The organism is Corallococcus sp. CA054B (assembly GCF_003611625.1).
GTDB lineage: Bacteria > Myxococcota > Myxococcia > Myxococcales > Myxococcaceae > Corallococcus > Corallococcus coralloides.
The window spans coordinates 1-22,977 of the sequence record NZ_RAVY01000039.1 but is presented as its reverse complement, the minus strand read 5'-3'; the positions used below and the strand labels follow the sequence as shown (position 1 = coordinate 22,977).

Genomic DNA, 22,977 nt, shown 5'->3' with positions numbered 1-22,977 from the left:
GGACCGGACGGGTGGGAATGACAAAGACTTACAGCCGCTACGCGGCGGCCGCCTGCTGGATGCGCGCGTCGGTTTCCTCGGGGCTGGCAATCCAAGGCCAGAAGCGCTGCGGCTCTCCGAAGTTGTCGAAGAACGTGTCGGCCAGGGGTGACACCGCTGACGCGGCCCCCAGGTAGCGCAGCACGTGCGGCGGTGGCGGCTGGAGCAGCATGTTGGTGAACGCGGTGATGAACTGGCCCTCCGTCCGCCAGAAGTGCTCGAAGGTCTGCTCCATCCAGTCCGGCGTGAAGGGCTGGTCGCCGTGCGCGAGGATGGCCTGGGTCAGCGCATGCGCCTGCTTCGACGCGCTGTTGAGCCCCTGGCCCGCGATGGGGTCGTTGAGCATGACGACGTCCCCCATGCCCATCACCGTGCGTCCCGAGGGCAACCGGCCCACCGGCTTGCGCACCGTGGGCGTGAACGCGCCAGTGAGCCAGGAGGACTCGTCCACGATGGAGGCGCCCTCCAGCCGCTCCGCCACCCAGGGCGAGAAGTCCCGCAGCACCTGCTTCATCCGCTCCATCGCCTCCCGCGCGGTGCTCACGCCGCCGAAGCGGTCCAACCCCTGGCCGGGGATGGCCTCCAGCAGCAGGCAGTTCAGCGGACCCCGGATGCGGTCGAAGTACGGCATGGCGAAGTACTCGCCGTGGCCCGCCGTCAGGATGAACTTGAGCGCGGGGAAGGGCGTCTCGTTCAGCGGTTTCATGCCGGTGACAATCATTGCCGCGAGGTTGCGCTGCGGCTGCGTGTGGACGCTGCGCTCGGCGTCCCGTTCGAACAGCCGCGTGAAGCTGTTGCGGCCCGTCGTCACGACCACCAGGTCATGCCCGGCCGCGAGCACCTCCAGCGCGTCCACGTCCACGTCGCGCACCACCACGATGCCGCCGCGCCGCTCGAACTCCGCGAGCCAGCGTGAGTACTTCGCCCGCAGGTCCAGGGACTTGCCCGGATTCTGGATGCGCCCCTGGACGCGGAGCGCCCGCTGGCCCGGTGCCGGGCAGACGTCCAGGTCCCCACCCCGGGCGTACTCCCCCGGGCCCTTCCAGAAGTCGAGCCCCAGCTCCTGCTCGTACTGGTACGCGCGGCCGAAGAGGTAGGTGGTCGCTGCGAGCCGGGCGTTGAAAATCTGTTCAGGCGTGCGGTCCGAGTAGACGGTGACCGTGTAGCCCTTCTCCAGCAGGCCAAAGCCGAGCTGCAGACCCGCCTGACCCGCCCCGATGATGCCGATGTTTCTCATGGTCCCCCCCTGGGTGATGCGCGGGCGTGACGCCCTGCCAGGACACTACGCAACGTGCCCCCGGTCCTGGCTACGCACGGCGGTACGAGACCCCCCGGAAACCGGCCCCCGAAGCCGCCTTCCATGTCAGACCCCGGGAGTACTGTTCCTCCTGTCGCAGCGAGAAACGCACGAGGGGGAACACGTCATGGCGAAGTCTGTGATTGATAACCGCGTCGAGGTCGTCTTCAGCTTTGACACCACGGGCAGCATGTATCCGTGTCTCGCGCAGGTGCGGAAGAAGCTGGGGGCCGCCGTGGCTCGGCTGACGAAGGAGATTCCAGGCATCCGCATCGGCATCATCGCGCACGGCGATTACTGTGACGCGAAGTCCACCTACGTGACCAAGGCGCTGGACCTCACGGACGACGCCAGGGCCATCACCCGCTTCGTGGAGAAGGTGGAGCAGACGGGCGGCGGAGACGCGCCCGAATGCTACGAGTTGGTGCTGCACGAGGCCCGGAGCCTGTCCTGGACGGAGGGCTACACGAAGGCGTTCGTGCTCATTGGCGACGACGTGCCGCACCCGCCCCAGCACAACCCCAAGAAGCTGGACTGGCGCAAGGAGGTGGCCGCGCTGGGGGCGCAGGGCGTGCCGGTGTATGGCGTCCAGGCGCTGAACCGCCGCCACGCGACGTCGTTCTACAAGGAGCTGGCGGAGAAGTCGGGCGGCTTCCACCTGAGCCTGGATCAGTTCTCGCACGTCACCGACATGCTGCTGGCCGTCTGCTACAAGCAGTCCTCGGACGCGCAACTCCAGGCATACGAAGCGGAGGTGTCCCGCGAGGGCCGCATGAACCGCGGCCTGAACGCGATGTTCAACACGATGCTCAAGCGGGCCGCGTCCACGCTCTTCGGTGAGACGGACCTGCGCGCGGTGCCTCCGGGGCGCTTCCAGGTGCTGGAGGTGGAGGCGGACAGCGCCATCAAGGAGTTCGTGACGGAGAACGGCCTGGGCTTCAGGACGGGCCGCGGCTTCTACGAGTTCACCAAGACGGAGACCATCCAGGGCCGCAAGGAGGTGGTGCTGATGGACCGCAAGTCCGGCGACCTCTACAGCGGCGAGCGCGCGCGGGAGATGCTCGGCCTGCCGCCCGGGGAGACGGTGCGCATCCGGCCCGCGAGCCTGGAGAAGTACGTCGTCTTCGTCCAGAGCACGTCCGCCAATCGCAAGCTCAAGGGCGGCACGAAGTTCCTCTACGAGGTGGAGGACTGGGACGGCGCGCGCGCCGCGGCCTGAGCGCTCACGAGCGGGCGTACCATTCAATCTCCTTGATGAAGAGATTGCGGCGGATGTAGGCGTCTCGCTTTGCCTCATCCCTGTCGTCCTCGTCCTCCGGGGTCGCCATCTCCTCGCGCAGCTCCTGCGCGGAGAGGATTCCGAACGGGTGGGCGACGTACTCGTCGGGGCCGATCTTGAGCGTGTTCTCGTTCTCGAAGTCGGTGTCCTCCGCGTCCGGGTGGCTGTCGGACCACATCACGCGCGAGCCGATGGGAACGGACTCGAGGAACTCATCCTCCTGCGCCGTGGTGGACAGGATGACGCCGGAGGGCGTCTTGCGGTTCGTCAGCGCGTCCACGCAGTCGAAGGCATCGCGCTTGCGTGAGCGCAGGTAGAGCTGACGGCCGCGCAGGCCGGTGGTCTCGTGATAGGACAGCTTGAAGCTGTTGATGCCGCCGAGCTTGTTGAAGGCCTCCTGCCCCAGTGCGTGGTACTGCGCGCACCACCGCAGGACCTGGATGAACTCGATGCAGTCCAGCGTCCACTTCTTGGGATAATTGAGGATGTCGAGGACCGCGGCCGAGGGGGTGCCGAAGTGGAGGATGAGGATCTCGTCGCCGTCGCGGTCCTTGCCTGTCTTCCAGTACGTCTTGTTGTAGCCGCGGGGCGTATCGGTACCGCCGAAGGCCACGGTGTCCTTGAGGCGCTCCGCGGCCTTGCGGAGCCCCCGCTCATAGGCCTTGTCGTAGTCCGGGCCCAGGCCCGCCATCCAGTCCACGCCGCCGGCCTGGCCCACGCCTGTCTTCTTCTTCTTCGGCATTCGTTCCTCCCGGGCGCGCGGGGCGCCGGCCTTCTCGACACCCTCCGCTCGAAGTCTCCCCAGGTCTCGGCATCGGCCCGTTCTTCGAAGCGTGCCTTGCGCGATGCCTGCCTGAGGAGTTCGTGCCTGGGGGGGCGGATAGCGTGCCGGTTCAGGCTGGCAGGAATCAACCCCCGGTCTCTCTCTGCCATCTGGTGGACCAGAACGAATTCAGTGATTGGCATGCTCGGGGCGTAGGGCGGGGGGCGCGAACTCCCTTGCGGCCATGCGTGCGACACCACTACAAGCACGCCGCTGCCTTCCCGAGGGGGGTTTCGCGTGTATCGAAAGAATGTCCTCAGCGCCGTGTTCGCGCTGGGGTTGCTGACGGCGATGAGTGCCCAGGCCGAGGTGCTGTATGCCCAGGCCAACTTCCTGCTCAACAAGAACCAGCTCTCCGCGGTGAACTACCGCGGCAAGGGCGTGGCCATCCCCGTGGGGGCGAAGGTCGCGGTCCTCGAGCGGGACAACGACGAGGTCCGCTGCAAGGTCATCGACTCCGGCGCCGAGTTCCGGTTCGTGACGCACCGGAGCCTGGGCAAGCCCATCAACGTGCTGTTCGCCGGCTTCTTCGCCGAGCAGGACCCGGCCCCGCGCATCGCCGCGCTGACGCCCGAGGAGCAGAAGCAGGTCCGTGCCGGCGAGCTGGCCCGGGGCATGTCGCGCGAGGCCGTGCTGCTGACGGCCGGTCCGCCGCCGCCGCACCGCACGCCGTCGCTCCAGGGCAGCCGCTGGACGTATTGGGCTTCGAAGTTCTCCACGTTCGAGGTCGAGTTCGGCCCGGATGGCAAGGTCGTGCGGGTGGGCGACGAGCCCGCGGCCGCCCCCGCCCCCGCGCCCGTGGTGGAGAAGACCTACTACCACGCGACCGCGAACTTCCATTTCGAGGACGGCACCGTGTCCTGGGTGAACTACCTCAAGGGCCCCATCATCCCCTTCAACGCGAAGGTGGAGGTGCTGGACAAGGGCTCGTCCTCCGTGAAGTTCAAGGTCGTGGACACGGGCGCGGAGCTCGAGTTCACGAACGACTCGCGCTCGGGTTCGGAGACCTGGAAGCTGTTCCAGGCCTCGTTCGCGGCGGAGGACCAGGCCGCGAAGCTGGAGGCGCTGTCGGCGGATGACCGCAAGAAGGTCTCCGCGTCGGAAGTGGAGCCCGGCATGAGCCGCGAGGCCGTGCGCATGGCCTGGGGCCCGCCGCCCGCGCATGAGACGCCGACGTTCCACTCCAGCACCTGGACCTACTGGAAGTCGAAGACGTCCAAGGTGCGGGTGAAGTTCGGCAAGGACGACAAGGTCGCCGCCATCGAGTAGCGCGGCGGCTGGCAGTCCGTGACGACACGAGAAAGGCGTGACGGCTCATCGCCGTCACGCCTTTTTTCATCCCCGCGTCAGGCTTCGCGGCGGACGACTACAGGGTCGGGGCCTGGCTCATGCCGGCCGTGGGGTCCTGCATCGGGGGCTGGGCCAGGGACAGCACGCTGGTCGCGGCGCCGCCCACCGCGCCCACGGCACCACCCACCGCGCCCACCGCGCCGCCCACCGCGTTCGCGGCGCCGCCCACCGCACCCGCGACGCCACCCACCGCATCCGCGGCGCCCTGCACGCCCTGGGCAACTCCCTGCACGCCCTGCGTGATGCCCTGCACCAGCTGGGCGATGCTGTTCAGTACGGTGGCGGCGCTATCCAGCAGCTTGCCCAGCTCCGCGGCCTTGCCGCCGATGCCGCCCATGTCGAAACCGTCCTGCTTCAGGGCCGACAGCTTGTTGCCCAGCTTCCCGGAAGGGGACGACGCCGAGGCGTCCGGAAGGCCCGGCTTGTTGGGCTTGGAGGCGGCGTCCGCAGCGCCCGGCTTGGTGGGCCTGGAGGCGGCGTCCGCAGCGCCCGGCTTGTTGGGCTTGGAGGCGGCGCCCGCAGCGCCCGGCTTGGTGGAGGAGGGGCTGGGACGGGCGGAGGGGCTGCGAACGGAGCGGATGGCCATGACGTGTCTCTTTTCTGGAAGGGGAGTGAGCGTTGCTCTCAGCGACGAGGACACCCATAGCAGCGGGCGTGCCAACGCCCCGGCCCCTCCAGGTCATGCGCAAGCCGTTGATCTTCCTTGAAGTACCCCTGGCGTCGTTCCCGGCAGTGGCAGCCCGCCTGGTGACTCCCGTCACGCGCTGATGTCTTCCGTCATCAGGCGCGCCCGGAGCATGCGCGGTAGTCTTCGAGTCATTCCCCAAGGAGCACGTCCCCCATGCCGTCCAAGCTCAAGCTGCCTTCGTTGAAGTCGCCCACCGCGAGCGCGCCGCAGGCTCCGTCCACGCCAAAGTCCCCCGCGAAGGCGAAGCCGGACGACTGGTACATGAAGAAGCCTCTGAGCGCCCCGAAGCCGGTGAGCCAGCCGCCAGAGGAGAAGACGCTCACGGACGGCATCCGCCGAGACCTGTTGAGCCCCGGCCTGCCCGTGCGCACGGAGGAGGTGGCGCTGGAGGACAACCGCAAGGTGCGCATCACCACGGTGGGGCAGCTCAAAATTGGCGAGACGGACAAGCAGCCCGGCTTCACTCTGGCGGCGCTCCAGGACCTGAAGAAGATCTCCAGCACGCAGACGGGCCGCATGGAGCTCAACGGCATCAACCGTCACTCGGGGCTCAACGGCACCGCCGAGAAGCACGTGCAAATTTGGAAGAAGGAAGAGAGTGGCACCACTGACAAGGCGGGGGCGAGCAAGGCGTTCGGCATCCAGGAGGGCTCCAAGGTGGAGTACAGCCCGACGGACGGGATCCCCGACCCGAAGCACGCCTCGCACAAGGGGAAGTACGGCGCCTGGGGCACGCCCCAGAACAAGCCCTCCGACTCCACGCTCCTCCACGAGCTGCACCACGCGCGCGAGTACGTGGACGGCACCATCGACACGAAGACGACGGTGAAGCGCGGCAACAAGCAAGACCTGTCCCTGAGCGAGATGAGCGCGGCGGGCCTGGACGGCTTCAAGGACAGCGCGTTCATCGACGGCAAGGGCAAGCTGACGCGCCCGTCAGAGAACACCTACCGCCACGAGCAGGGCCTGCCGCAGCGCACCTTCTACGCGGACAAGGCGGAGGTGAAGAACAGCGGCGTCAACCGCCTGCTCAAGGGCTCCGTCGACCTGGAGCCGAAATTGTCCCAGGAGGACGCGGCGAAGCTGGCGGCCTACAAGAAGAAGACGCCCGTCAGCGGGTGACAGTCGCCAACGCATTTCCACTCTGGTTCACCGCAAGGCCAGACCGTCCGTGACATAGAGGATCTGCGCGCATCGATCGGAGCAACCAACCGACTCTTGGGCCACGGCTCCATCATCCCCAAACCGGAAGTAGTGCATGCCTCCGAACTTACGCTCCAACTCCTTGCGGAACGTGTTGTGTTGTCCAGGCGGGAGCAAAGGGGCCAGGACTCTCGCGAGCCGCAGCATCGTCTTGGGATTCAGGTTTCCCTTGAGCAGATGCTCCCGCATCCTTTGGAGCCAGCTCTCCACGTTCGCCCTGACAAGGCGGCTGAGCGTGGACTGCGGCATGAAGTGGGAGCTCCAATCCGAGGGCCAGCTGGCCGCGGCCTGATGGGAATACTCGGCGGCTTTGGACGGATGAAGGGTGATGAGGGATTCGAAGGCTCGATACTTGAGCCATGAGTCGAATGTTGTCAGGTCCTCGAGTGGCTTCTCGAGGGTTTCTAGACACGAAGAGTGCTCCGCCCAGTAGATCCATTGCGATACCCGCCATGGCTCTTCCTGCCACCAGCGTAAGGTGTGGGGCCTGAAGCGCTGGACGAGCAGTTCGCTGAGCTCCGGAGGATGGGACGTACCACTGAATACACTCAGGACGTGTCCCAGCGCATCGTCGCCTCCTTTCATGGCATGGCAGATCAACTCCGTGGTCAAGTCCGCATCCCTTTCCCATGCCGGGCGGAGGGCCTTCAGGGCGTTGGACATCACGTATCCCGACAGCCGGATCCGTTCGCCGTTCTCCTCCCGGCCGACTGCGTATTCCTGCCACCGGAAGAAAGGCCATGAGCTTGTCGTGGGCTTTCGTGGACTCATGGCGGAAGCGAGGCACCAGAAGGTCCAGCGTGCGCCTCTTCAAGAGGTCGACGCTTCCGAGCTCCTCCACCTCAAGCCGTTGAAGGAACGTCAGTGCTGCTGGTTCGGCGACACCGAGCAGACGGTGCAGGTAGTGAAGCCAGTTCCGCGCCGCAACGCTCAAGTCCACCGGCCCATGAACATCGAAGCCTGGTTGACGGGCCCGGTCGCAAAGCTCCGAAAGGCTGGCGAGTGAACTGGCTCCTTGAACGTTCACAAGGTTGAGGAGCGCCAAGTGACCTACCTGGGGAGACCTTTCGTGCAGGGCTCTCAGCAGGTCGTCAAAGGCGTCCTTTTCAAGGGCTGTGCGCTGGCGCTTCACCTGCCAGACATGCTCCGTGCGCAGGCCGTCAGCGTCCTCGTGAACCTCGACGAGGTCATCCCACGGCGTGGCGGATGTGACTTCTTGTCGGAGTTCGACCGGGCCGGTGCCAAGGCCCTGCGTTTGGAGAAGGACCGCACATCTCCACGCCGCGACATGACGACCGTACTGATCGGACAGCAGGAACCTTGCTTTTCTCTCACCCATCCGCGCCCAGTTTCCCATGTCCGGGCGGTGGATGCTCTGGACCTGTGCCTGCTCGTGAAGCCGCCAGTCGTGCTTGCCCACTGCGAACCCGCGCCGATACGTGCGGCGCGGGCCCACTGGCCAGGATTACTTCGTCGCGCGGATGACCGACAACTCAATGTCGCCAATCACCTGCTGGTCGCGGCCCAGGCCGAGCAGGAGGTCCTCGAGCGCTTCGGCATCACGGGACACCGTGGCCTGCGCGGGGGCGAGGGCCGCCTGTTCCGGGTTCGCCTTCTCACGCAGGACCGCGCCCCGCAGCACCATCGGGGCGCTGCCGCGGCCCGCGTCGCCCAGCCGCTCGATCTGGATGCCCGTGTAGCCCAGCACCGCCGGGGACTCGGCCACCGTGGTGCGCTGACCGTCCGCGAGCGAGCGGGCGAGTTGCTCCTCGATGGCGCGCACCTGCGCCGGGTCGGTCACGAGCACGCTCGGGTTGGGCCGGCCCGAGTACAGCAGGTATGTCACGCGCAGCCCCTGCTGGGGCTGCTCGGCCTGGAGGTCCGACGCGGAGGCCGTCAGGGACCCCGCCACACCCAACCCCAGCACTCCGCAGAGGACGAACGCACGAAACGAAGGACGAGACATGGAGGATTCTCCGTGAAAGGGGTGGGAGGCCTAGGGGCTGTCCCTGATTAACGCAGCCAGAGAAGCATGGAGGCGACGTGCAGGACGGCGAGGTAGCAGGTCGCTGTCTTGTCGTAACGGGTGGCAGCGGCGCGAAAGCATTTGAGGTCGTGGAAGAAGCACTCCACCCGGTAGCGAAGCCGATAGAGGGTGCGGTCCAGAGATGGAGGCTGCTTGCGGCTGGGATGGGGATGGATGACGGGCTTCATCCCCACCTTCTGGGCGTTGGCGCGAATGCGCTCGGCGTCATAACCGGTGTCCGCGATGAAGGCGTCGCCCTCAGCGTGCACCAGCAGTTCCTCGGCCATCGTGGACTCATGCTGCTGGCCGGGCGTCAGCGCGAGGTGGAGCGGCTTACCGCCCGTCGTTGTGACGGCGTGAACCTTCGTTGAAAAACCTCCTCGAGAACGCCCCAGAGCATTTCTTCGGACCCCCCTTTTCCGCCCGCGGCGTCCTGATGCGCCCGGACGACGGAAGCGTCTGCCAGCGAGCCGAGCTCATCCACCGGAAGTCGCAGGGCCTTGAAGATGGCTTCCCAGCGCCCGGCTTGCGCCCAGCGGTGGAAGCGGTTGTAGACGGTCTTCCAGTGGCCGAATCGCTCCGGAAGGTCCCGCCATTGCACCCCAGTCTTCACGCGCCAGATGACGGCGTTGATGAAGTCGCGGTCCCCTCGCTTCGAGGGTGGGCCGCTCCGCGAGCCCAGCAAGGGCTTGATGCGGCTCCACTCAGCATCGCTCAGTTCATGTCGGCGCACAGTCAGCGTTGAGCATGCCTGACGCTGGCTGGCAACCTCCTATGCCCCTCAAGGCCGGGTCCAACGCCGGTGTTTGATCCACCAGGTTGATTTTCGGGCCGGAGATCAGGGACAGCCCCTAGTTGATGGACTCGTGGCCGTAGCCTTCGGCGATGTCCGACCAGAGCATGAAGAAGCCGCAGAACTGGGTGTACGGACCGCGGTTGGCGGTGCGCGGATCCGTGATGACCTGACCCGCGTTGTCCAGGTTCGTCGCGCGCGTGCCGCCCGGCTTGTGGGTCCAGGTGCCGCTCTCGTCGAGCCGGTACCAGTGGTAGTCGTAGCCCGGTGCCACAACCAGCGCGGCGCCGGTCTTGAAGTTCAGGATGGTGCTCAGATAGTCGGAGATGGGCTCCAGGCCGTCATTGATGGCGGCCTGACGCACCACCGAGCAGTCCATGTACGTGGCCTGCGAACCGGAAGCCCGGCCCGGCTGGGCGAACGTGTTGGTGGCCTTGTTGTTGGCGTAGTTGTAGCAGTTGTTCTGCCCCTGCCGGCTGTTGTCGTTCCAGTACGACGGCGTGTAGCTGGGCCGCCCCGGGTTGAGCACATTCCAGATTTCGTAGTTGGGCAGGGCGCGGTTGAAGACGAACACCTCGTCGAGCCGGTCGGAGAACCGGTACCCGGCGGTGTCCTTGTGGCCGCCGATGAAGAACGGGTTGTTGGTGTTGTTGATGTTGCCCATCTTGGGCGTGGCCAGGCCGGCGTCGTACCCGTCGATGTAGAAGGCGATGTGCACTGGCCAGGAGGTGCGGCTGACGCTCACCGCGACGTGATGCCAGCGATTGGGCGTCAGGTAGGGTTCCGAGACGAAGTTGAGCCAGCCCGTCTCATCCGCCATCTGGAGCAGCAGCTTGTTGCCTTCGGTGACCGCGAACGAATAGCCGCGCCCGTCGGTGCCCCGGTTGTCGATGATGGTCTTGTTGTAGCGGCTGGTGTCCGACATGCGGATCCACGCCGTCAGCGTGAAGCTGCCGGTGCCGAAGTTCAGGTTCGGCGAGTTGGCCACCTGGATGTACTTGTCCCCCACCAGGTTCATGCCGTTGTCCCACCAGCCCCAGGACTGCGTCGCCGTGCCCACGACCGTGCCGGTCTGGTTCAGGCCGCTCGTATCGGGAGCCCGATCGGGGAGCCCGAACTGCATCTTGATGATGGTCTTCCATTCGCCCACCAGGCCGTTGGTGACCCGGTTGGGCACGGCCTCGCTCGACATGACAGGCGCGATGACCGCGAGGGCCGCGGTCATCATCCACTTGAATCCTTTCACACTGCCTCCTTTGCCAGGGAAAAGGCGGGTGCGGATATACAGGAAGCCTCTGACATGCCGGTGAAACCCCTTTTTGTGTCGCCCAACCATTGACAGCCGAAACGGGCGCTCCCAGCATGCGCGCCCCGTATGACAAACAAGACCCAGACTGGCTTTCGTTAATCCCTGTCGGTTCGAATGTTTTGCGTCACCCTCTTGTTCTCACTCGCGGCCTGTGGAGGTGACGACACTCCGGAGCCCGACGCGGGGACCCGGCCCGATGCCTCGACCGGGAGCCAGGACGCCGGTCCCTATGTGGACGCTGGCACGGATGCCGGGACGCAGCCTGAAGACGATGCCGGGACGCAGCCGGATGAGGATGCAGGCACCGACGCGGGCCTCGACGCCGGAATGATGGACGAGGGGTCCGAGGACGCGGGGACCACGGACGCGGGCACCGAGCCTGTCGACGCGGGTTCCCGTCGGTCTGCGGCGACGGGAAGAAGGAGGGCGACGAGGGCTGTGACGACGGGAACACCACGAGCGGCGATGGCTGCAACGCGAGCTGCCAGGTCGAGGCGGGATGGAACTGCGGCGCCAGCGGCCTGAGGTGCCACGCCGCGGGCTGTGGCGACGGCATCCTCACCGCCGACGAGTCGTGCGACGACGGCAACCCGCGCGACTTCGACGGCTGCTCCTCGACCTGTCAAATCGAGGAGGGCTTCGCCTGCGTCCTTTCAGCGCCCTTGTCCACGCTGAGGCTCCCCATCGTCTACCGCGACTTCCGGGGGAAGGACCTGCTCAACGGCCACATCGACTTCCAGAACGCGAACGGGCAGGAGACCGGCATCGTCCAGTCCGCCCTGGGCCCGAAAGGCAAGCCTGTCTATGCCAAGACGGGCACCTCCTCGCTGGAGTTGTAGCCAGCCCCTGACGCGTTTCCGGAAAGGGCGGACATGCTGGGGGCGCTTTCAGGCTCGAGGGCTCGGCAAGCCCCCCAGGTCCCGGTGAGCCATGCATCCCACTTGACATGGCCTCCCGGGTCGTTATTTTGAAGTTATTCAAAATATCAAAAGGTCGCGATGCGAACGCAGGAGGTCTTCAAGGCAATTTCCGACCCGACCCGGCGCAAGGTGCTCAAGCTCCTGCAGGGCGGCTCGAAGTCAGCGGGAGAGCTCGCCGAGGCGTTCGACATCACCAAGGGGTCGCTGTCGCATCACTTCAACGTGCTCAAAGCCGCGGACCTGGTGCGCTGTGAGCGCCGAGGGCAGCAAATCGTCTACTCCCTCAATACGACCGTGTTCGAGGACGTAGCGGCAGTCCTTCTTGACCTCTTCAAGGTCGAAAAGGGGAATGGAGAGCAGTCATGAGCATCAGCCGAGCCAACGTGCTGAGTCTGGGACTCGTCGTCGTGGCGTTCGCGATGGCCTTCATGCTCTACGGCCAGTTGCCGGAGTCGCTCCCCACGCATTGGAATGCCGAGGGGGTGGTGGATGGGTATACGCCCAAGCCCTGGGGACCCTTCGTCCTGCCGCTGGTGATGGCGGCCATGTACCTGGTCCTGGTTGCCGTGCCGCGGATTTCGCCCAGGGGTTACCGCATGGAGCGATTCCAGGGCGTCTTCGAGGGCATCCAGGCGGCGCTGGTCGCGTTCCTGTTCCTGCTCAACGCCCTGGTCCTGCTCTCGGGTATCGGCGTGTCCGTGCCGATGGCGCGCGTGGTTCCCGCGGGCGTGGGCCTGCTCTTCATGGTCCTGGGCAACTACATGGGGAAGTTCACGAAGAACTTCTTCTGTGGAATCCGGACGCCCTGGACGCTCGCGAGCGACGAGGTCTGGCTGCGCACGCATCGCCTGGGAGGAAGGCTCTTCGTCCTCGCGGGAGTCATCGTCCTCGTCTCGGGGCTTCTTGGCGGTGGTCCGGTCCCCGTGCTTGCGGCGGTCGCCGTCGCGGCGGTGACTCCCGTGCTGTACTCGTACTTCCTCTATCGCCGCATCGAGGGGGACCGGCACGGACCGACGGGCGGCCGCGGGACTCAGGGGGTGTAGAGCTCCGCCGCGGTGAGGGGATTGCCGTTGAATCCCCCCACGACGAAGACCCTGCCATCGGGCAACAAGGTCGCCGTGGAGATGCGCCGGGACGAAGCCATGGGCTGGGTCGCGCTCCAGGCGCCAGAGGCCCGGTCGTACAGCTCCGCCGCCGCGATATTGCCGCCGTTGAAGCCTCCCGCGACAAGTACCTTGCCACTGTGGAGCAGCGTCGCCGTGTGCTGGTAGCGAGACGAGCTCATGGAGCTCGCGGCGCTCCAGGTGTTCGAGGCCGGGTCGTACAACTCCACTGATGCGAGAGGCGTGGTGCCGTTGAGCCCTCCCGTCACCAACACCTTGCCATTGTTGAGCAGTGTCGCCGTGTGCTCCCCGCGAGCAGAGGCCATGGAGCCCGCGGCGCTCCAGGTGTTCGAGACCGGGTCGTACAACTCCGTCGTCGCGAGATGCGTGCTGCCGTTGATTCCCCCCGTCACCAGCACCTTGCCGTTGTCGAGCAGCGTCGCCGTGTGGCTCTCGCGAGGAGAAGCCATGGAGCGCGCGGCGGTCCAGGTGCCCGTGGCCGATGAATACAGCTCCGCCGTCGCGAGAGCCCCGTTGGCGTTGTATCCGCCCGTGACGAGCAGCCTGCCATCAGGCAGCCGGGTCACCGTCTGCCGAGCCCGCGCGGAGGTCATGGCGGCGGCGGCGCTCCAGGAGCCCGAGGCTGGATCGTACAGCTCGGTCGCCGCGAGGACGGCGCCCCCGCTGGAGATGCCTCCCAGGACCAGGGCCCTGCCATTGAGCAGCGCCGCCGCGTACTGGGTGCGACTGGAGGCCATGCTGGCGCCTGCGCTCCAGCTGCCCGAGGTGAGGTCATACACCTCCGTCGTCGAACGGATTGCATTGTTCTGCCCGCCCGCGACCAGGACCTTGCCTCCGGGCAGCAGCGTCGTCGTGTGGCCATAGCGAGCGCTGACCATCGCGGCCGTCGAAACCCACCCCGAGTTCACACACGCGGGAAGGCCCGTCACGGTGAAGGAATGGGTGGAGACGCCGCCCAGGGCATTGGTGACCGTGGCGGTGATCGTGGGGGGAGCCGCCGGCACGCACGCGGGGGCCGTCCACGCCACCTCGCTGGTATTGGCGCTGGAGGTCGGCGTGCCGGGAGTCCCCGCGCTCGCCGCCCAGGAGAACCCCAGGGCGCTGCCCTGCGGGTCCACCGCCTTGAGGCGGAAGGTGACGGTGCCATGGGCCGACGTGGAGGTGGCGGACTGGAAGGTTTCGGTGATGTCGGGCGGGAAGGTGGCCGTCTTCCTGGGGCCCACGCAGAGGGAGAAGGTGCCCGTGGTCTGACCGCCAACGGGCTGGCCGTCGCGGGAGTCCGTGACGGTGACGGTGAGCGTGCAGTTGTTGCACGCGCTGCTGGAGGGTTGCGCGGTGGCGGTGAACTGCGCGGTGGCGGAGTGGGCGCCGGTCCACGTGCCTGGGCAGGAGGCCGCCCAGTTGTAGGTCAGGGAGTCCCCGTCACTGTCAGAGGCCGTGGCGGTGACGGTGGTGGACTCGTTCACCTCCAGGGCGGTGACGCTGGCGGAGATGTTGTCCACTCGCGGCCAGGTGTTGATGGAGGCGTTGACGGTGGCGTCCCCCTTGCCGGTGGTGACGGTGACGTTGAACGTCACCTTGCCCTGGGCTCCCTTCGAGTCGGTGACCGTCAGGGTCAGAGGCACGGTGGCCGCGGATGTGGGCGCCGTCCAGGTGGTGGAGAGGCTGCCCGCCTGGGCGAAGCTGCCCGAGGGCGCGCTCCAGCTGTACGTCAGGGTGTCGCTCGGGTTGGCGTCCAAGGCGGCCGCCTGGAGGCTCACCGTGCCCCCGGGCCCGACGGTGCCGGGCGCGGCCGACAGCGAGGCAATCCAGGGCGCGGCATTCTCAAAAGGCGCCGCCGGATTGACTTCCTGCAAGGTGATGGAAACCGCCGTCGTCTGCTGGGCGAGAATGGTGACGTGGGTCGCCGTTCCCGCGTAGAGCTTCGTCCCACTGCCGTTGAAGGCCTCGGCGGTGAAGGTGCGCAGGGTGCCCGCAGGCAGGTTGCCGAGGATGCCGCTCCACTGGCCATTCGTCTTCACGAGGCTCGCGGTGCGGGTGGGCATGTCCGCCGCAGTGACCCCCACCACCACGGAGGCGATATCGGACGAGGAGAGAGCCTGCGCCATGGCGCTGACGAGGTGCACCTCACCCGTACCCGCCGCTTGCTCCTGGGGGCCACCACACCCCGCCGCGACAGTGAGGAGGACAACCGCGAGGCATGCCCATGACTGCATTGTTCTTCGTGTCATGGATTGTATGACGTCATGTCTGGGGAGACATGGCAATTCGCCCTGCCGGCCCGGGACCGGAGCGGCATCCCGGGCCGTGCGCGGCGGTCAGAAGGTGACGACGCCGTAGTCGTTCAACAGGCCGGAGCTCGCGGCGGCCTGCACCACCGTGATGAGCCTGTCGCCCGCGGCGGAGTAGAAGACGAAGCGGCCGAAGCTGTCGTGCGAGGTGCCATTCACCTTGAAGCGCGGCAACGGAATGCTCTGGTCGAAGCCGAGGAAGTCCGGGTGGTAGAGCCGGACTTCCTTGCCCACCGTGGTACTCCAGTAGCTCTCCAGGACCAGCGCGATGCGGTCGGCCGCGGTGGAGTGGGTCAGGTGGCCGATGGACGCCGCATCGGGGAGCGCGCCCGCGTACGTCATGTCCTCGCTCCTGGAGTTGGAGGCGCGGAAGGTGTTGCCGCAGGCGGTGAAGATGCGGGCTCCGTCCTCGGAGAACCACAGGTCCCCGCACATGTAATAGCTTCCGTGGTAGGGCGAGTCGTAGAGCATCTGCGCGGTGCCGCCGCTGATGTCATACTTTTCGATGTCGTCTGGCGACAGGCCGTTGTTCGCGCCGTAGAGGGCCGTCCCCCCGGGATGCAGGCGCGCCCGGGTGCCGGCGCGGATGGACCAGAAGCCGCTCAGCGTCTCCACGCCGGAGACCAGGTCGATGCAGTGGATGGACACCCACTGGTCCGTGCGCGGGAAGGCATACGCGAAGCCATTTCCAGCAAGGACGACGTCGAAGACATCGGCTGTGACGGGCACCGTCTTCACCAGTTGCGACGCGGAGAGGTCGACGTAGGAGATGTTCGCGTCATGGCCCACCACCGCGAACAGGCCGTCCGGTCCCACGCTGACGGCGGTGGGGGTCGTGGGCAGGGCGACCGAGGTCTCCGTCTGCGTGGACGGGTCGTAGAGGTAGAGGGCGTTGGGGTTGGTGGCGACCATCACCACCCGGTCGAGCGCCTTGCTGTACTCGGCGTCGATGACGCGATGGCTGAGTCTGTGGACGGAAGGGTGCTGGGCGGTGATGACCACCGTGTCCGCGGGGCTCGCGGCCCGGCCATCCTCCACCACGAGTGACAGCTCGTAGCTGCCTTCGACGTCCAGCGTGAGGGAGGGCGTCTGGGTATTGGCCTGCCGCAGGGTGGCGGTGCTGCCCATGGGCTTGCGGCTGAGCGTCCAGGCGAAGGTCAGGGTGTCGTCATTCTCGTCCTGTCCCTTTCCCGGCACGGTCGCGGACGTGCCGACGATGGCCACGCGGTCGGCACCGGCGTTCGCCACGGGCGCCCGGTTCTCGGCCGTCACCTTGAGGAGTGCCGGCGCGGAGGCGCGCTTCCCGTCGCTGACGACGAGCCTGACGACGTAGTCGCCGTCCTGGTCGGGCAGGAAGGTGGACTTCATCGAGGTGTCATTCCGCAGCGTGGTGGTGCTGCCCTCGGGCACGGACGCGAAGGACCAGGTGAAGGTGAGGGACGCACCCGTCGAGGACGTGCTCTCGCTGCCATCCAGCGTCACGGGCTTGCGGCTGAGCACGGTGCGAGACGCGCCCGGGCGCGCGGTAGGTGCGGCGCTCCGCACGGAGAGCGTGAGGAAGGCCGGCTCGGACTCGTGCGTACCGTCGCTGACCACCAGCCTGAGGACGTAGCCGCCCTCCAGGTCAGGGGTGAAGGAAGGCTTCGCGGAGGACTGCTGGGAGAGCGCGGCCTTGCTGCCTGGCGGGGCGGAGACGACGGTCCACGCATAGGTGAGCGCCTGACCCTCCGGGTCGGTGCTCGCGCTGCCGTCCAGCTCCACGGCATGGTCCACCACCCCCTCTTGGGAGGAACCCGCACGGGCCACCGGGCGCAGGTTTTCGGGTGGCGGGGGAGGCGTGGTGGAGCCACCACAGGCAATGGACAACACTCCCAGGGACATCAGGAGGAAAACGGTTCGGATGTGTGTGACACGGTTCAAATTCGTCCCCCTCGAAAGGCTGGCGCTCCGGAAATGCGCCCGCACGTGAGAGGAGACGGTGACCCCACGAATCAATGCTTTAAAACTCGCGGGGGCTGACCTGGGTGCCATCCGAACGTGCAGAAGCTGACTGCCCATTCCCTCTCCCTGACTCCAGGTGCCATGGGTCAGGCTCGCCACCGCGATGGAGGTGCCGGGGCCGAAGATGTGCCGAAGGCGGGATTCGAACCCGCACCGGGCGGTGCGAAACTCCCAGCAGGATCGCGTCCTTACCTCGCTACCGCTCGGAGCGACTCGGATTCGATATCCCGCCGCATGACCTGTTGTCCCGCCATGTTCCACCCCATGCCGCAGCTTCATGCGACATACGTGCAACATGGCGGGACTGGAGTTGAGCCCCCTCGCAGGCAGGCGTGGCTAGTTCGTGCTGATCTCGTCCTGGGACACCTGGAGGCCACGGGGGCGCCGCATGCCCAGCTCGACCATCACCTCGCGGGATCGCTTCGCCATCTCGTGCAGCTCCGACACCGCTTCCTTCCGGCCGTAGGCATCTCCCTCTCCGAGCCAGCGGCGCAGGTCCGCAGCCAGTTCCCGCGCCGTCTGGTAGCGGGCTTCCGGGCGGGGCTGGAGGAGCTTGCGCAGTGCCAGGCCCAACCCCTGCGGAAGCGACTCCGTCAACGCCTCCAGGTCCGCTTGCGAGTAGGTAGCCGCGCGCCAGATCGCGTCCTCCACGCCAACAGGGCTGCCTGCGAGCCGAGCCCGCCTGACGGCACGTCGGACCCGCACGCGCTGCCTGACTGAAAGCGAGTCCTTCACCTCTTCGGTCAAGGCGTCCGGGGCATCCAGGAGGTTCTTCCCCGTCGCGAGTTCAAGCAGGACATTGCCAAGCGCGAAGAGGTCCGAGCGCGCATCCACGCGACCCGTCAGGAGCATTTCCGGGGAGGAGTAGAACGCATCCCCCTGCGGCTGGCGCACCGTGGACGAAACGCGGCCGGGCAGGTCCGACAGAGCGAGCCCAAAGTCGGAGACCTGCACGTCACCGTTCCAATCGACGAAGATGTGCTCAACGTCGAGTGCCCGGTGGACGATGTTGAGGGCGCGCCCCTGTTCGTCCTTCGCCTCGTGGGCATGCTCCAGGGCCTCGGCGACGCGCGCCCCGACATGGAGGGCGAAGAGGGGAGAGAACCGGCGACCGCACTCCCCCGAGAGCGTCAACAGGGTGTTGATGCTGTGGCCCGATGGATGCTCGGTGATGACGTACCAGCACCCCTCTGCCTTGTGCAGCCCATGGACACGGAGGATGCCCGGATGGTCGAGGTACGTCGCGAGGCACACCTGCTCTTCAAGCTTCGCCCGCGCCCGCTTGATGCGAGGCAGCTCCATCAACTTCGGAACGCCCACCGCCTTGAGCAGCACCTTGCCCCGGATATTGCCCTCGGAGGTACGGCGCCGGGCCAGCAGGAGACTCAACCCGTGGTGAACCTCTCCCAGGTCTTCGCGGAACTCGTACTGGAAGCCATCTCGCGTGAAGAGAATCGCCCCGCGTGGAAGCCTGAACTCACTTTCCGACATGCTCTTTCCTCCTCTTCGCGCAGGCATCCGACGGCCGACGCGTCGCGGACGACGTTACCTGTGGGATGGGCCGTCATGGAACGACCCTGGGAGGTCATGTCGAGTTTTGAGGATGAGGGGGCGAAATCAAGCACCTACCTACCAAGTCGCCCCAGGGCTGCTCAGGGCCAGCGGTGCACGACTGTCCCGGCGCCCCGATTGTACCCCTTCACCCTGCCGTCCTTGAACGCCACGGCTTCGTTCTCCACCACGAAGCAAATGGGTTGCTCCTCCTGCCCCGGGAGCTTCACTCGGTCGTACCGGACGACGAGGGCCGGCCCATCCACACGCCCCATCTTGTCGGAGAGGTAGTAGGCCTTGCCGTAGAAGCGCGTCCCACGAGGGGCGACCGCGGCCTGCCGGTCGTCGTTGACGCCTTTGGGGACCACCCCCACCACCTCCGCGCCAGCGGTGAACCACACGTTTTCAAGCATCGATTGGCGGTCGTCGAGTTGAAGAATGAATGAGTCTCCGTCCCTCCAGTGAAGCTGCTCCCGCATGGCCTCATCCGCCCCAGCCGGGCAGGTAAAGGACTCGGGCCGGATCTGGGCACCCGGACAGCCCACCGCCAGCGCCGCGACAAGCGACAGCGACGCGCACTCGACGGCGGCAACGGACTTCTTCGGCATTCGGGGCGCACGTCCTGGGGGCGAGGCTTCGGGTGCTGGGTTCTTCACGGCGGATCCTTCCTTCGGGGCAGCGGCGATGACTGGCCCCGGGACTGTCACGGACGAAGGGCCAACAGGTGTCATAGCAGGAGGGGGTGTTTGGGACGGCGCGGATTGGGTGGTGGCAGAAGGAGGGCGTGGGGCTGTGGCGGCGTGCGACTCGGCAGGCCCGCCGGGGGCGCTCCCTGACGAGCGCCCATCCGCGTCCGCTTAGCGTGATGGTGAAAAGCAGAGCAGAATCAAAGACATAAGGGCGGCCGAGCAGGCAGGTCCGCCAAAACGGCGTGGCCAGGAACATTCTTCCGGAATGAGGAAGAGCACTCCGAGGACGAAGGTGGCTGAGGGATTGCGCGCGCTGGTGTCGGCCGAGGACATTCTGGAGGCCGCACGCCGGCTGGGGGCGTTGCAGCGCCAGCGCAAGGTGGACCTGGTGGCGCTGGTGGAGGCCACCGTGGCCGCGGTGACGCCCATGCCCGGCACGCAGACGACGGCCTTCGCCAACTACCTCGCGCTCACCGGGCAGAAGCTGTCGCACAGCGCCTTCTTCGAGCGTTTCAACCACGCCTTCGGGCAGCTGATGCGTGAGGTGGCGAGCCGGGCCGTCCAGGCCGTGCGAGAGGCCGTCGGCGAGGACAAGCCCTTCAATGAGTTGGGGGCACTGCTGGAGGAATTCACGGACGTGCAGGTGGCCGACTCCACGTGCCAACTGCTGCAGCGGCTGGCGGCGGACTGGGCCCCGTCCACCAGCGAGGCGAGGCCCGCCGCCTTCAAGTGGCACGCGCTGGTGTCGCTGAGAGACGAGTTGCCGGTGGCCGACGGGCTAACACCCCAGCGTACCCAGGACACGCGCGCCCTGCCTGAGGAGGCGCTGAGTCCCGGCACGCTCACCTTCATGGACCTGGGCTACACGGACACGGGCCGCTTCCTCGACGCGATTGAGGCCGGGGCCCACTTCCTGGTGCGGCTCAAGGCCCAGCACGACCCGAAGGTGCTGCGGGTGCACGTGGGAAAGGGCGAGCGTGTACGCGCGCGTGGCATGCGCCTGACGGATGCGCTCTTGCAGGGCGTCCTCCAGGAGGAGGGCGGCGTCATCGACGTGGACGTGCAGTTGGAGAAGCACGGGCGCACGGCCCAGGCGCGTGTCGTGGCCGTGGAAGGGCCGGAGGGCGAACGGCGCTGGTACCTGACGACGGTGGGCCGCGACGTGCTGACGGCGCGCGAGGTGGCCGAGGCCTACCGTCTACGCTGGCGAGTGGAGCTGCTTTTCAAAGCCCTCAAATCTGGCGTGGGGCTGTCGGCGCTGCGCGCCACGCGGCCGGGCGCGGTGCTCTCGCTGGTGTACGCCAAGGTGATTGCCCTGGCCCTCTCGCGCCTGCTGGAGCTGTCGATGAACCAGAGGGCTGGCGAGCCGGGCCACGAGCAGGCGACGGGGCGGCTCGCGCTGGTGCTGGCACTGACCCGCTGCGCCCCGCTGCTGCTGTCGCATGCGATGATGAGCCGGGGCGTGACGCTGGAGCAGTTGGAGGAGCGCATCCTGCTCATTGCCGAGGTGACGGCTCGCTCACGCCAGCAGCGCCGAGAGCGGGAACGGCGCAAGCGGGAGGCTTCCCTCGGGAGCGGCGGCTAAACCGGAAGCGGATGGACGAGCGCCAGAGGGCCGCAGCCATGACGAGCGCGACGATACAAACGATGCCTGCGAGCCACCTTCCCCCGCGAAGCGGTCGCTCCATCATGGCAACATGCCGCTTGAGGGATTGCGGCGTGGGGGGCATCGCCAGTGCCCCGGGTGTTGGCCCTCCGTGACGCTGTTCAGCGGGTGGATGGGCCGGCACATCATACTCAGCGGAGCGCTCGTCACGGAGATCCGCCAGCTCGCGGCGCAGCGCCTCGGTATCGACCGGACGCACCTTGGGGTCTCGGGCCAAGATGTTCTCGACGAGATCGCTCAGTGCCGCTGGGACCCGCGCATTCGCCAATCGAGGGGGCGGCGGTGGGAGGGCAGGGCTGTTCAAGTCGAAGCGCGGACGAAACTCCGTCGGGCGTGGGTCGGTCAGCAGTTCATGGAGCATGACGCCGACCGCGAAGATTTCGTCGGCGACCTGGAAGGCGTAGCGGGCCCGGTGCTCGTCCTTGTGCTCGCGCAGGAACTTGAACTGCTCGGGCGCGCGATAGCGGTCTGTCCCTGGAGGCAGCCCCCCATCCGTCAGGTCTTCGGCGAGGGTGTAGGTCGCGCAACTGAAATCGATGATGACGCTGAAGCATCCCCTCATCTCAGTCAGATAAGTCCGAAGGTTTCTCGGAGGACGGCGTGCTCGCGAACGAGTTGCGCGAATCGCTCCACCAACGGGCGGAGTCGTTCATCGCTCATGCGCGGCATGGCCATGAAATAGTAGGTGCCTTGGGTGAAGAGCGAGTGCGTACGCCGCTTCACCGTATTCACCTTCAAATGCTTGTCGTAACCCAGTGCCTCGCCCGCGGCTCCCAGCAGCGTCAGAAGAACCTGGGCCAGGGCGCTGACGAGCAGCAACCGGTCTCGACGCTCGGGCGTCTTCACGCGCACCTGCTTCAGCCCCATGCCGAACTTGAGGTCCTTCACGTCCCGGAACGTCTCCTCGATGGTGAATCTCCGGGCGTAGACATCCAGCACCTCCTGGGCCGTGGCTTCCGAGAGGCTGGTAGCCAGGCACCAGGAGTCCTTCATGCCCTTGCGTTTCACACACACCACGGCCCCCACCTGCGCCATGGCCGCGGTGACGCGTGCGCCTCGGAGTACCTTCGCGCGTCCGCCTTCTGGGACCCACTCGGCCGCGCGCTTCGTCTCCTCCTCCTCGGACGTGACAAGCATGTCCGCACGGAAACGCACCACGTACCCGAAGCCCAGTTGCCGTAGCAGCGCGTAGAACTTCGCATCCGCGAAGCCCCGGTCCGCGACCACCGTCACCTTCACCTCCGAGGCAATCACCTCACGCAGTCGCTGAAGCGTCTGGTCCTCCACCAGTTGCCGGTTGCCCACGGAGGCGGACTTCACCAGCGTCGTCCACACGAGCGGCGTGGCCCGCCCATGCCGGGTGATGAGGCTGGCCACGAGCGTCTCCTGGTCGTCCTGCTCGAAGTCCGTCCAGTCCAGCGCGATGACCGCCTCGGTCCGCTCCGCCAGCACGAAGGGCACCCAGGACGCGAAGAGCTTCCAGACGTCGAAGCCTCCATTCGACAGCAGTCGGTCCACCTGCTTCACCGCGTGCTTGGACGTGACGTCCTCTCCACGCGCCCACGCCATGGCCTTGCCGATGGCTGCTACCGACAGGCTCGCCGCCTGCACCGCCCCCAGCGTCGCGTGCGACAGGGACAGGATTCGTTTGACGTGCAGGTCGTCCTCGAACACTTCCGTCAGGAACGCCCGCACCTGCTCTTCGTCAATGGCCACCTTGCGCGTCATGGTGGCTGCCTCTTTGCGCGGATACCAGCGCCTTCGCACGCAGCCGCCGAGCGAGCGTGTGCTGATCAACTCGCTAAACCCCTTCAGGGAAGTCCGGTAAGGCGCAGGCCCGCGTCATCGAAGAAGGCGGCGAGGACATCGTGACGGTAGCCCAGGCGCACAAATGAAGCGCGTGCCTGGGCGAGCAGCTCGGCGACAGA

The 22,977-nt window shown here is 66.8% G+C and carries 19 protein-coding genes and 3 pseudogenes; 9 read left to right on the top strand and 13 right to left on the bottom strand.

Annotated elements, in window-relative coordinates:
• Positions 1-37: 37 nt before the first annotated feature.
• Positions 38-1,276, bottom strand: a complete 1,239-nt coding sequence (locus D7V80_RS12695; RefSeq protein WP_120588405.1) for a styrene monooxygenase/indole monooxygenase family protein — start codon at positions 1,274-1,276, stop codon at positions 38-40.
• A gap of 187 nt (positions 1,277-1,463) precedes the next feature.
• Between D7V80_RS12695 and D7V80_RS12690 the strand changes: the two genes are divergently transcribed.
• Positions 1,464-2,555 (top strand): vWA domain-containing protein, encoded by a 1,092-nt coding sequence (locus D7V80_RS12690; RefSeq protein ID WP_120588404.1) that lies wholly within the window; start codon positions 1,464-1,466, stop codon positions 2,553-2,555.
• Positions 2,556-2,559: 4 nt separating this feature from the next.
• Here the strand turns inward: D7V80_RS12690 and D7V80_RS12685 are convergent, their stop codons facing one another.
• A complete protein-coding gene (locus D7V80_RS12685) occupies positions 2,560-3,357 on the bottom strand; it encodes a hypothetical protein (protein ID WP_120588403.1) in 798 nt (265 codons plus the stop codon).
• A gap of 318 nt (positions 3,358-3,675) precedes the next feature.
• On the opposite strand from D7V80_RS12685, the gene D7V80_RS12680 reads away from it, so the two are divergent.
• Positions 3,676-4,707 carry an outer membrane protein assembly factor BamE gene (locus D7V80_RS12680; protein ID WP_120588402.1) on the top strand — a complete coding sequence of 344 codons (1,032 nt, stop codon included), beginning with the start codon at positions 3,676-3,678 and terminating at the stop codon, positions 4,705-4,707.
• 97 nt (positions 4,708-4,804) lie between these two features.
• Here D7V80_RS12680 and D7V80_RS12675 read toward each other — a convergent pair whose 3' ends face one another.
• The gene (locus D7V80_RS12675) at positions 4,805-5,374 is read right to left on the bottom strand and encodes a hypothetical protein (protein ID WP_120588401.1); all 570 of its coding nucleotides are present in this window, start codon (positions 5,372-5,374) and stop codon (positions 4,805-4,807) included.
• Between the two features lie 255 nt (positions 5,375-5,629).
• On the opposite strand from D7V80_RS12675, the gene D7V80_RS12670 reads away from it, so the two are divergent.
• Positions 5,630-6,598 carry a M91 family zinc metallopeptidase gene (locus tag D7V80_RS12670; protein ID WP_120588400.1) on the top strand — a complete coding sequence of 323 codons (969 nt, stop codon included), beginning with the start codon at positions 5,630-5,632 and terminating at the stop codon, positions 6,596-6,598.
• A gap of 27 nt (positions 6,599-6,625) precedes the next feature.
• Here the strand turns inward: D7V80_RS12670 and D7V80_RS12665 are convergent, their stop codons facing one another.
• Positions 6,626-7,342: a hypothetical protein gene (locus D7V80_RS12665; RefSeq protein ID WP_120588399.1), complete on the bottom strand. Its 717-nt coding sequence runs from the start codon at positions 7,340-7,342 to the stop codon at positions 6,626-6,628.
• On the opposite strand from D7V80_RS12665, the gene D7V80_RS12660 reads away from it, so the two are divergent.
• The gene (locus D7V80_RS12660; RefSeq protein ID WP_147447078.1) at positions 7,335-7,685 is read left to right on the top strand and encodes a hypothetical protein; all 351 of its coding nucleotides are present in this window, start codon (positions 7,335-7,337) and stop codon (positions 7,683-7,685) included. The genes D7V80_RS12665 and D7V80_RS12660 overlap by 8 nt on opposite strands.
• Positions 7,686-8,144: 459 nt before the next feature.
• Here the strand turns inward: D7V80_RS12660 and D7V80_RS12655 are convergent, their stop codons facing one another.
• The 3 genes and pseudogenes from D7V80_RS12655 to D7V80_RS12640 all read right to left on the bottom strand — a co-directional run bounded on the left by D7V80_RS12655 (position 8,145) and on the right by D7V80_RS12640 (position 10,726).
• Complete coding sequence (locus D7V80_RS12655) at positions 8,145-8,645, bottom strand: hypothetical protein (RefSeq protein ID WP_147447077.1); 501 nt, start codon at positions 8,643-8,645, stop codon at positions 8,145-8,147.
• A 47-nt stretch (positions 8,646-8,692) separates the two neighbouring features.
• Positions 8,693-9,438 (bottom strand): annotated as a pseudogene (locus D7V80_RS42705) (IS5 family transposase).
• A 118-nt stretch (positions 9,439-9,556) separates the two neighbouring features.
• Complete coding sequence (locus D7V80_RS12640; RefSeq protein ID WP_158616616.1) at positions 9,557-10,726, bottom strand: LamG domain-containing protein; 1,170 nt, start codon at positions 10,724-10,726, stop codon at positions 9,557-9,559.
• 518 nt (positions 10,727-11,244) lie between these two features.
• Here D7V80_RS12640 and D7V80_RS43635 point away from each other — a divergent pair.
• From D7V80_RS43635 to D7V80_RS12625, 4 genes and pseudogenes are all read left to right on the top strand, one after another.
• Positions 11,245-11,403: pseudogene (locus D7V80_RS43635) on the top strand (DUF4215 domain-containing protein); the annotation flags it as partial.
• 66 nt (positions 11,404-11,469) lie between these two features.
• Positions 11,470-11,646, top strand: a complete 177-nt coding sequence (locus tag D7V80_RS43630) for a hypothetical protein (RefSeq protein WP_304987496.1) — start codon at positions 11,470-11,472, stop codon at positions 11,644-11,646.
• Between the two features lie 159 nt (positions 11,647-11,805).
• On the top strand, positions 11,806-12,093 hold the full coding sequence (locus D7V80_RS12630) for an autorepressor SdpR family transcription factor (protein WP_120588393.1): 288 nt from the start codon (positions 11,806-11,808) through the stop codon (positions 12,091-12,093).
• Positions 12,090-12,770 carry an SdpI family protein gene (locus D7V80_RS12625; RefSeq protein ID WP_120588392.1) on the top strand — a complete coding sequence of 227 codons (681 nt, stop codon included), beginning with the start codon at positions 12,090-12,092 and terminating at the stop codon, positions 12,768-12,770. The genes D7V80_RS12630 and D7V80_RS12625 overlap by 4 nt, the downstream gene beginning before the upstream one ends.
• Here D7V80_RS12625 and D7V80_RS12620 read toward each other — a convergent pair.
• The 4 genes from D7V80_RS12620 to D7V80_RS12605 form a co-directional block, all read right to left on the bottom strand.
• The gene (locus D7V80_RS12620) at positions 12,758-14,959 is read right to left on the bottom strand and encodes a kelch repeat-containing protein (protein ID WP_233585288.1); all 2,202 of its coding nucleotides are present in this window, start codon (positions 14,957-14,959) and stop codon (positions 12,758-12,760) included. The two genes, D7V80_RS12625 and D7V80_RS12620, sit on opposite strands and share 13 nt — an antisense overlap.
• A 210-nt stretch (positions 14,960-15,169) precedes the next feature.
• Positions 15,170-17,023 carry a PKD domain-containing protein gene (locus D7V80_RS12615; protein ID WP_371807712.1) on the bottom strand — a complete coding sequence of 618 codons (1,854 nt, stop codon included), beginning with the start codon at positions 17,021-17,023 and terminating at the stop codon, positions 15,170-15,172.
• 456 nt (positions 17,024-17,479) lie between these two features.
• Entirely contained in the window at positions 17,480-18,634 is a 1,155-nt protein-coding gene (locus D7V80_RS12610; protein ID WP_120588390.1) for a protein kinase, read from the bottom strand.
• Between the two features lie 161 nt (positions 18,635-18,795).
• Positions 18,796-19,302, bottom strand: coding sequence for a hypothetical protein (locus D7V80_RS12605; protein ID WP_199738570.1), 507 nt, complete (start codon positions 19,300-19,302; stop codon positions 18,796-18,798).
• A 373-nt stretch (positions 19,303-19,675) separates the two neighbouring features.
• On the opposite strand from D7V80_RS12605, the gene D7V80_RS12600 reads away from it, so the two are divergent.
• On the top strand, positions 19,676-20,968 hold the full coding sequence (locus D7V80_RS12600) for an IS4 family transposase (protein WP_158616615.1): 1,293 nt from the start codon (positions 19,676-19,678) through the stop codon (positions 20,966-20,968).
• A 13-nt stretch (positions 20,969-20,981) separates the two neighbouring features.
• On the opposite strand, the pseudogene D7V80_RS12595 reads toward D7V80_RS12600, so the two are convergent.
• Both D7V80_RS12595 and D7V80_RS12590 read right to left on the bottom strand, forming a co-directional pair.
• Positions 20,982-21,593, bottom strand: a pseudogene (locus D7V80_RS12595) (serine/threonine protein kinase); the annotation flags it as partial.
• Between the two features lie 23 nt (positions 21,594-21,616).
• Complete coding sequence (locus tag D7V80_RS12590) at positions 21,617-22,777, bottom strand: IS4 family transposase (protein WP_120588388.1); 1,161 nt, start codon at positions 22,775-22,777, stop codon at positions 21,617-21,619.
• Positions 22,778-22,977 lie beyond the last annotated feature (200 nt).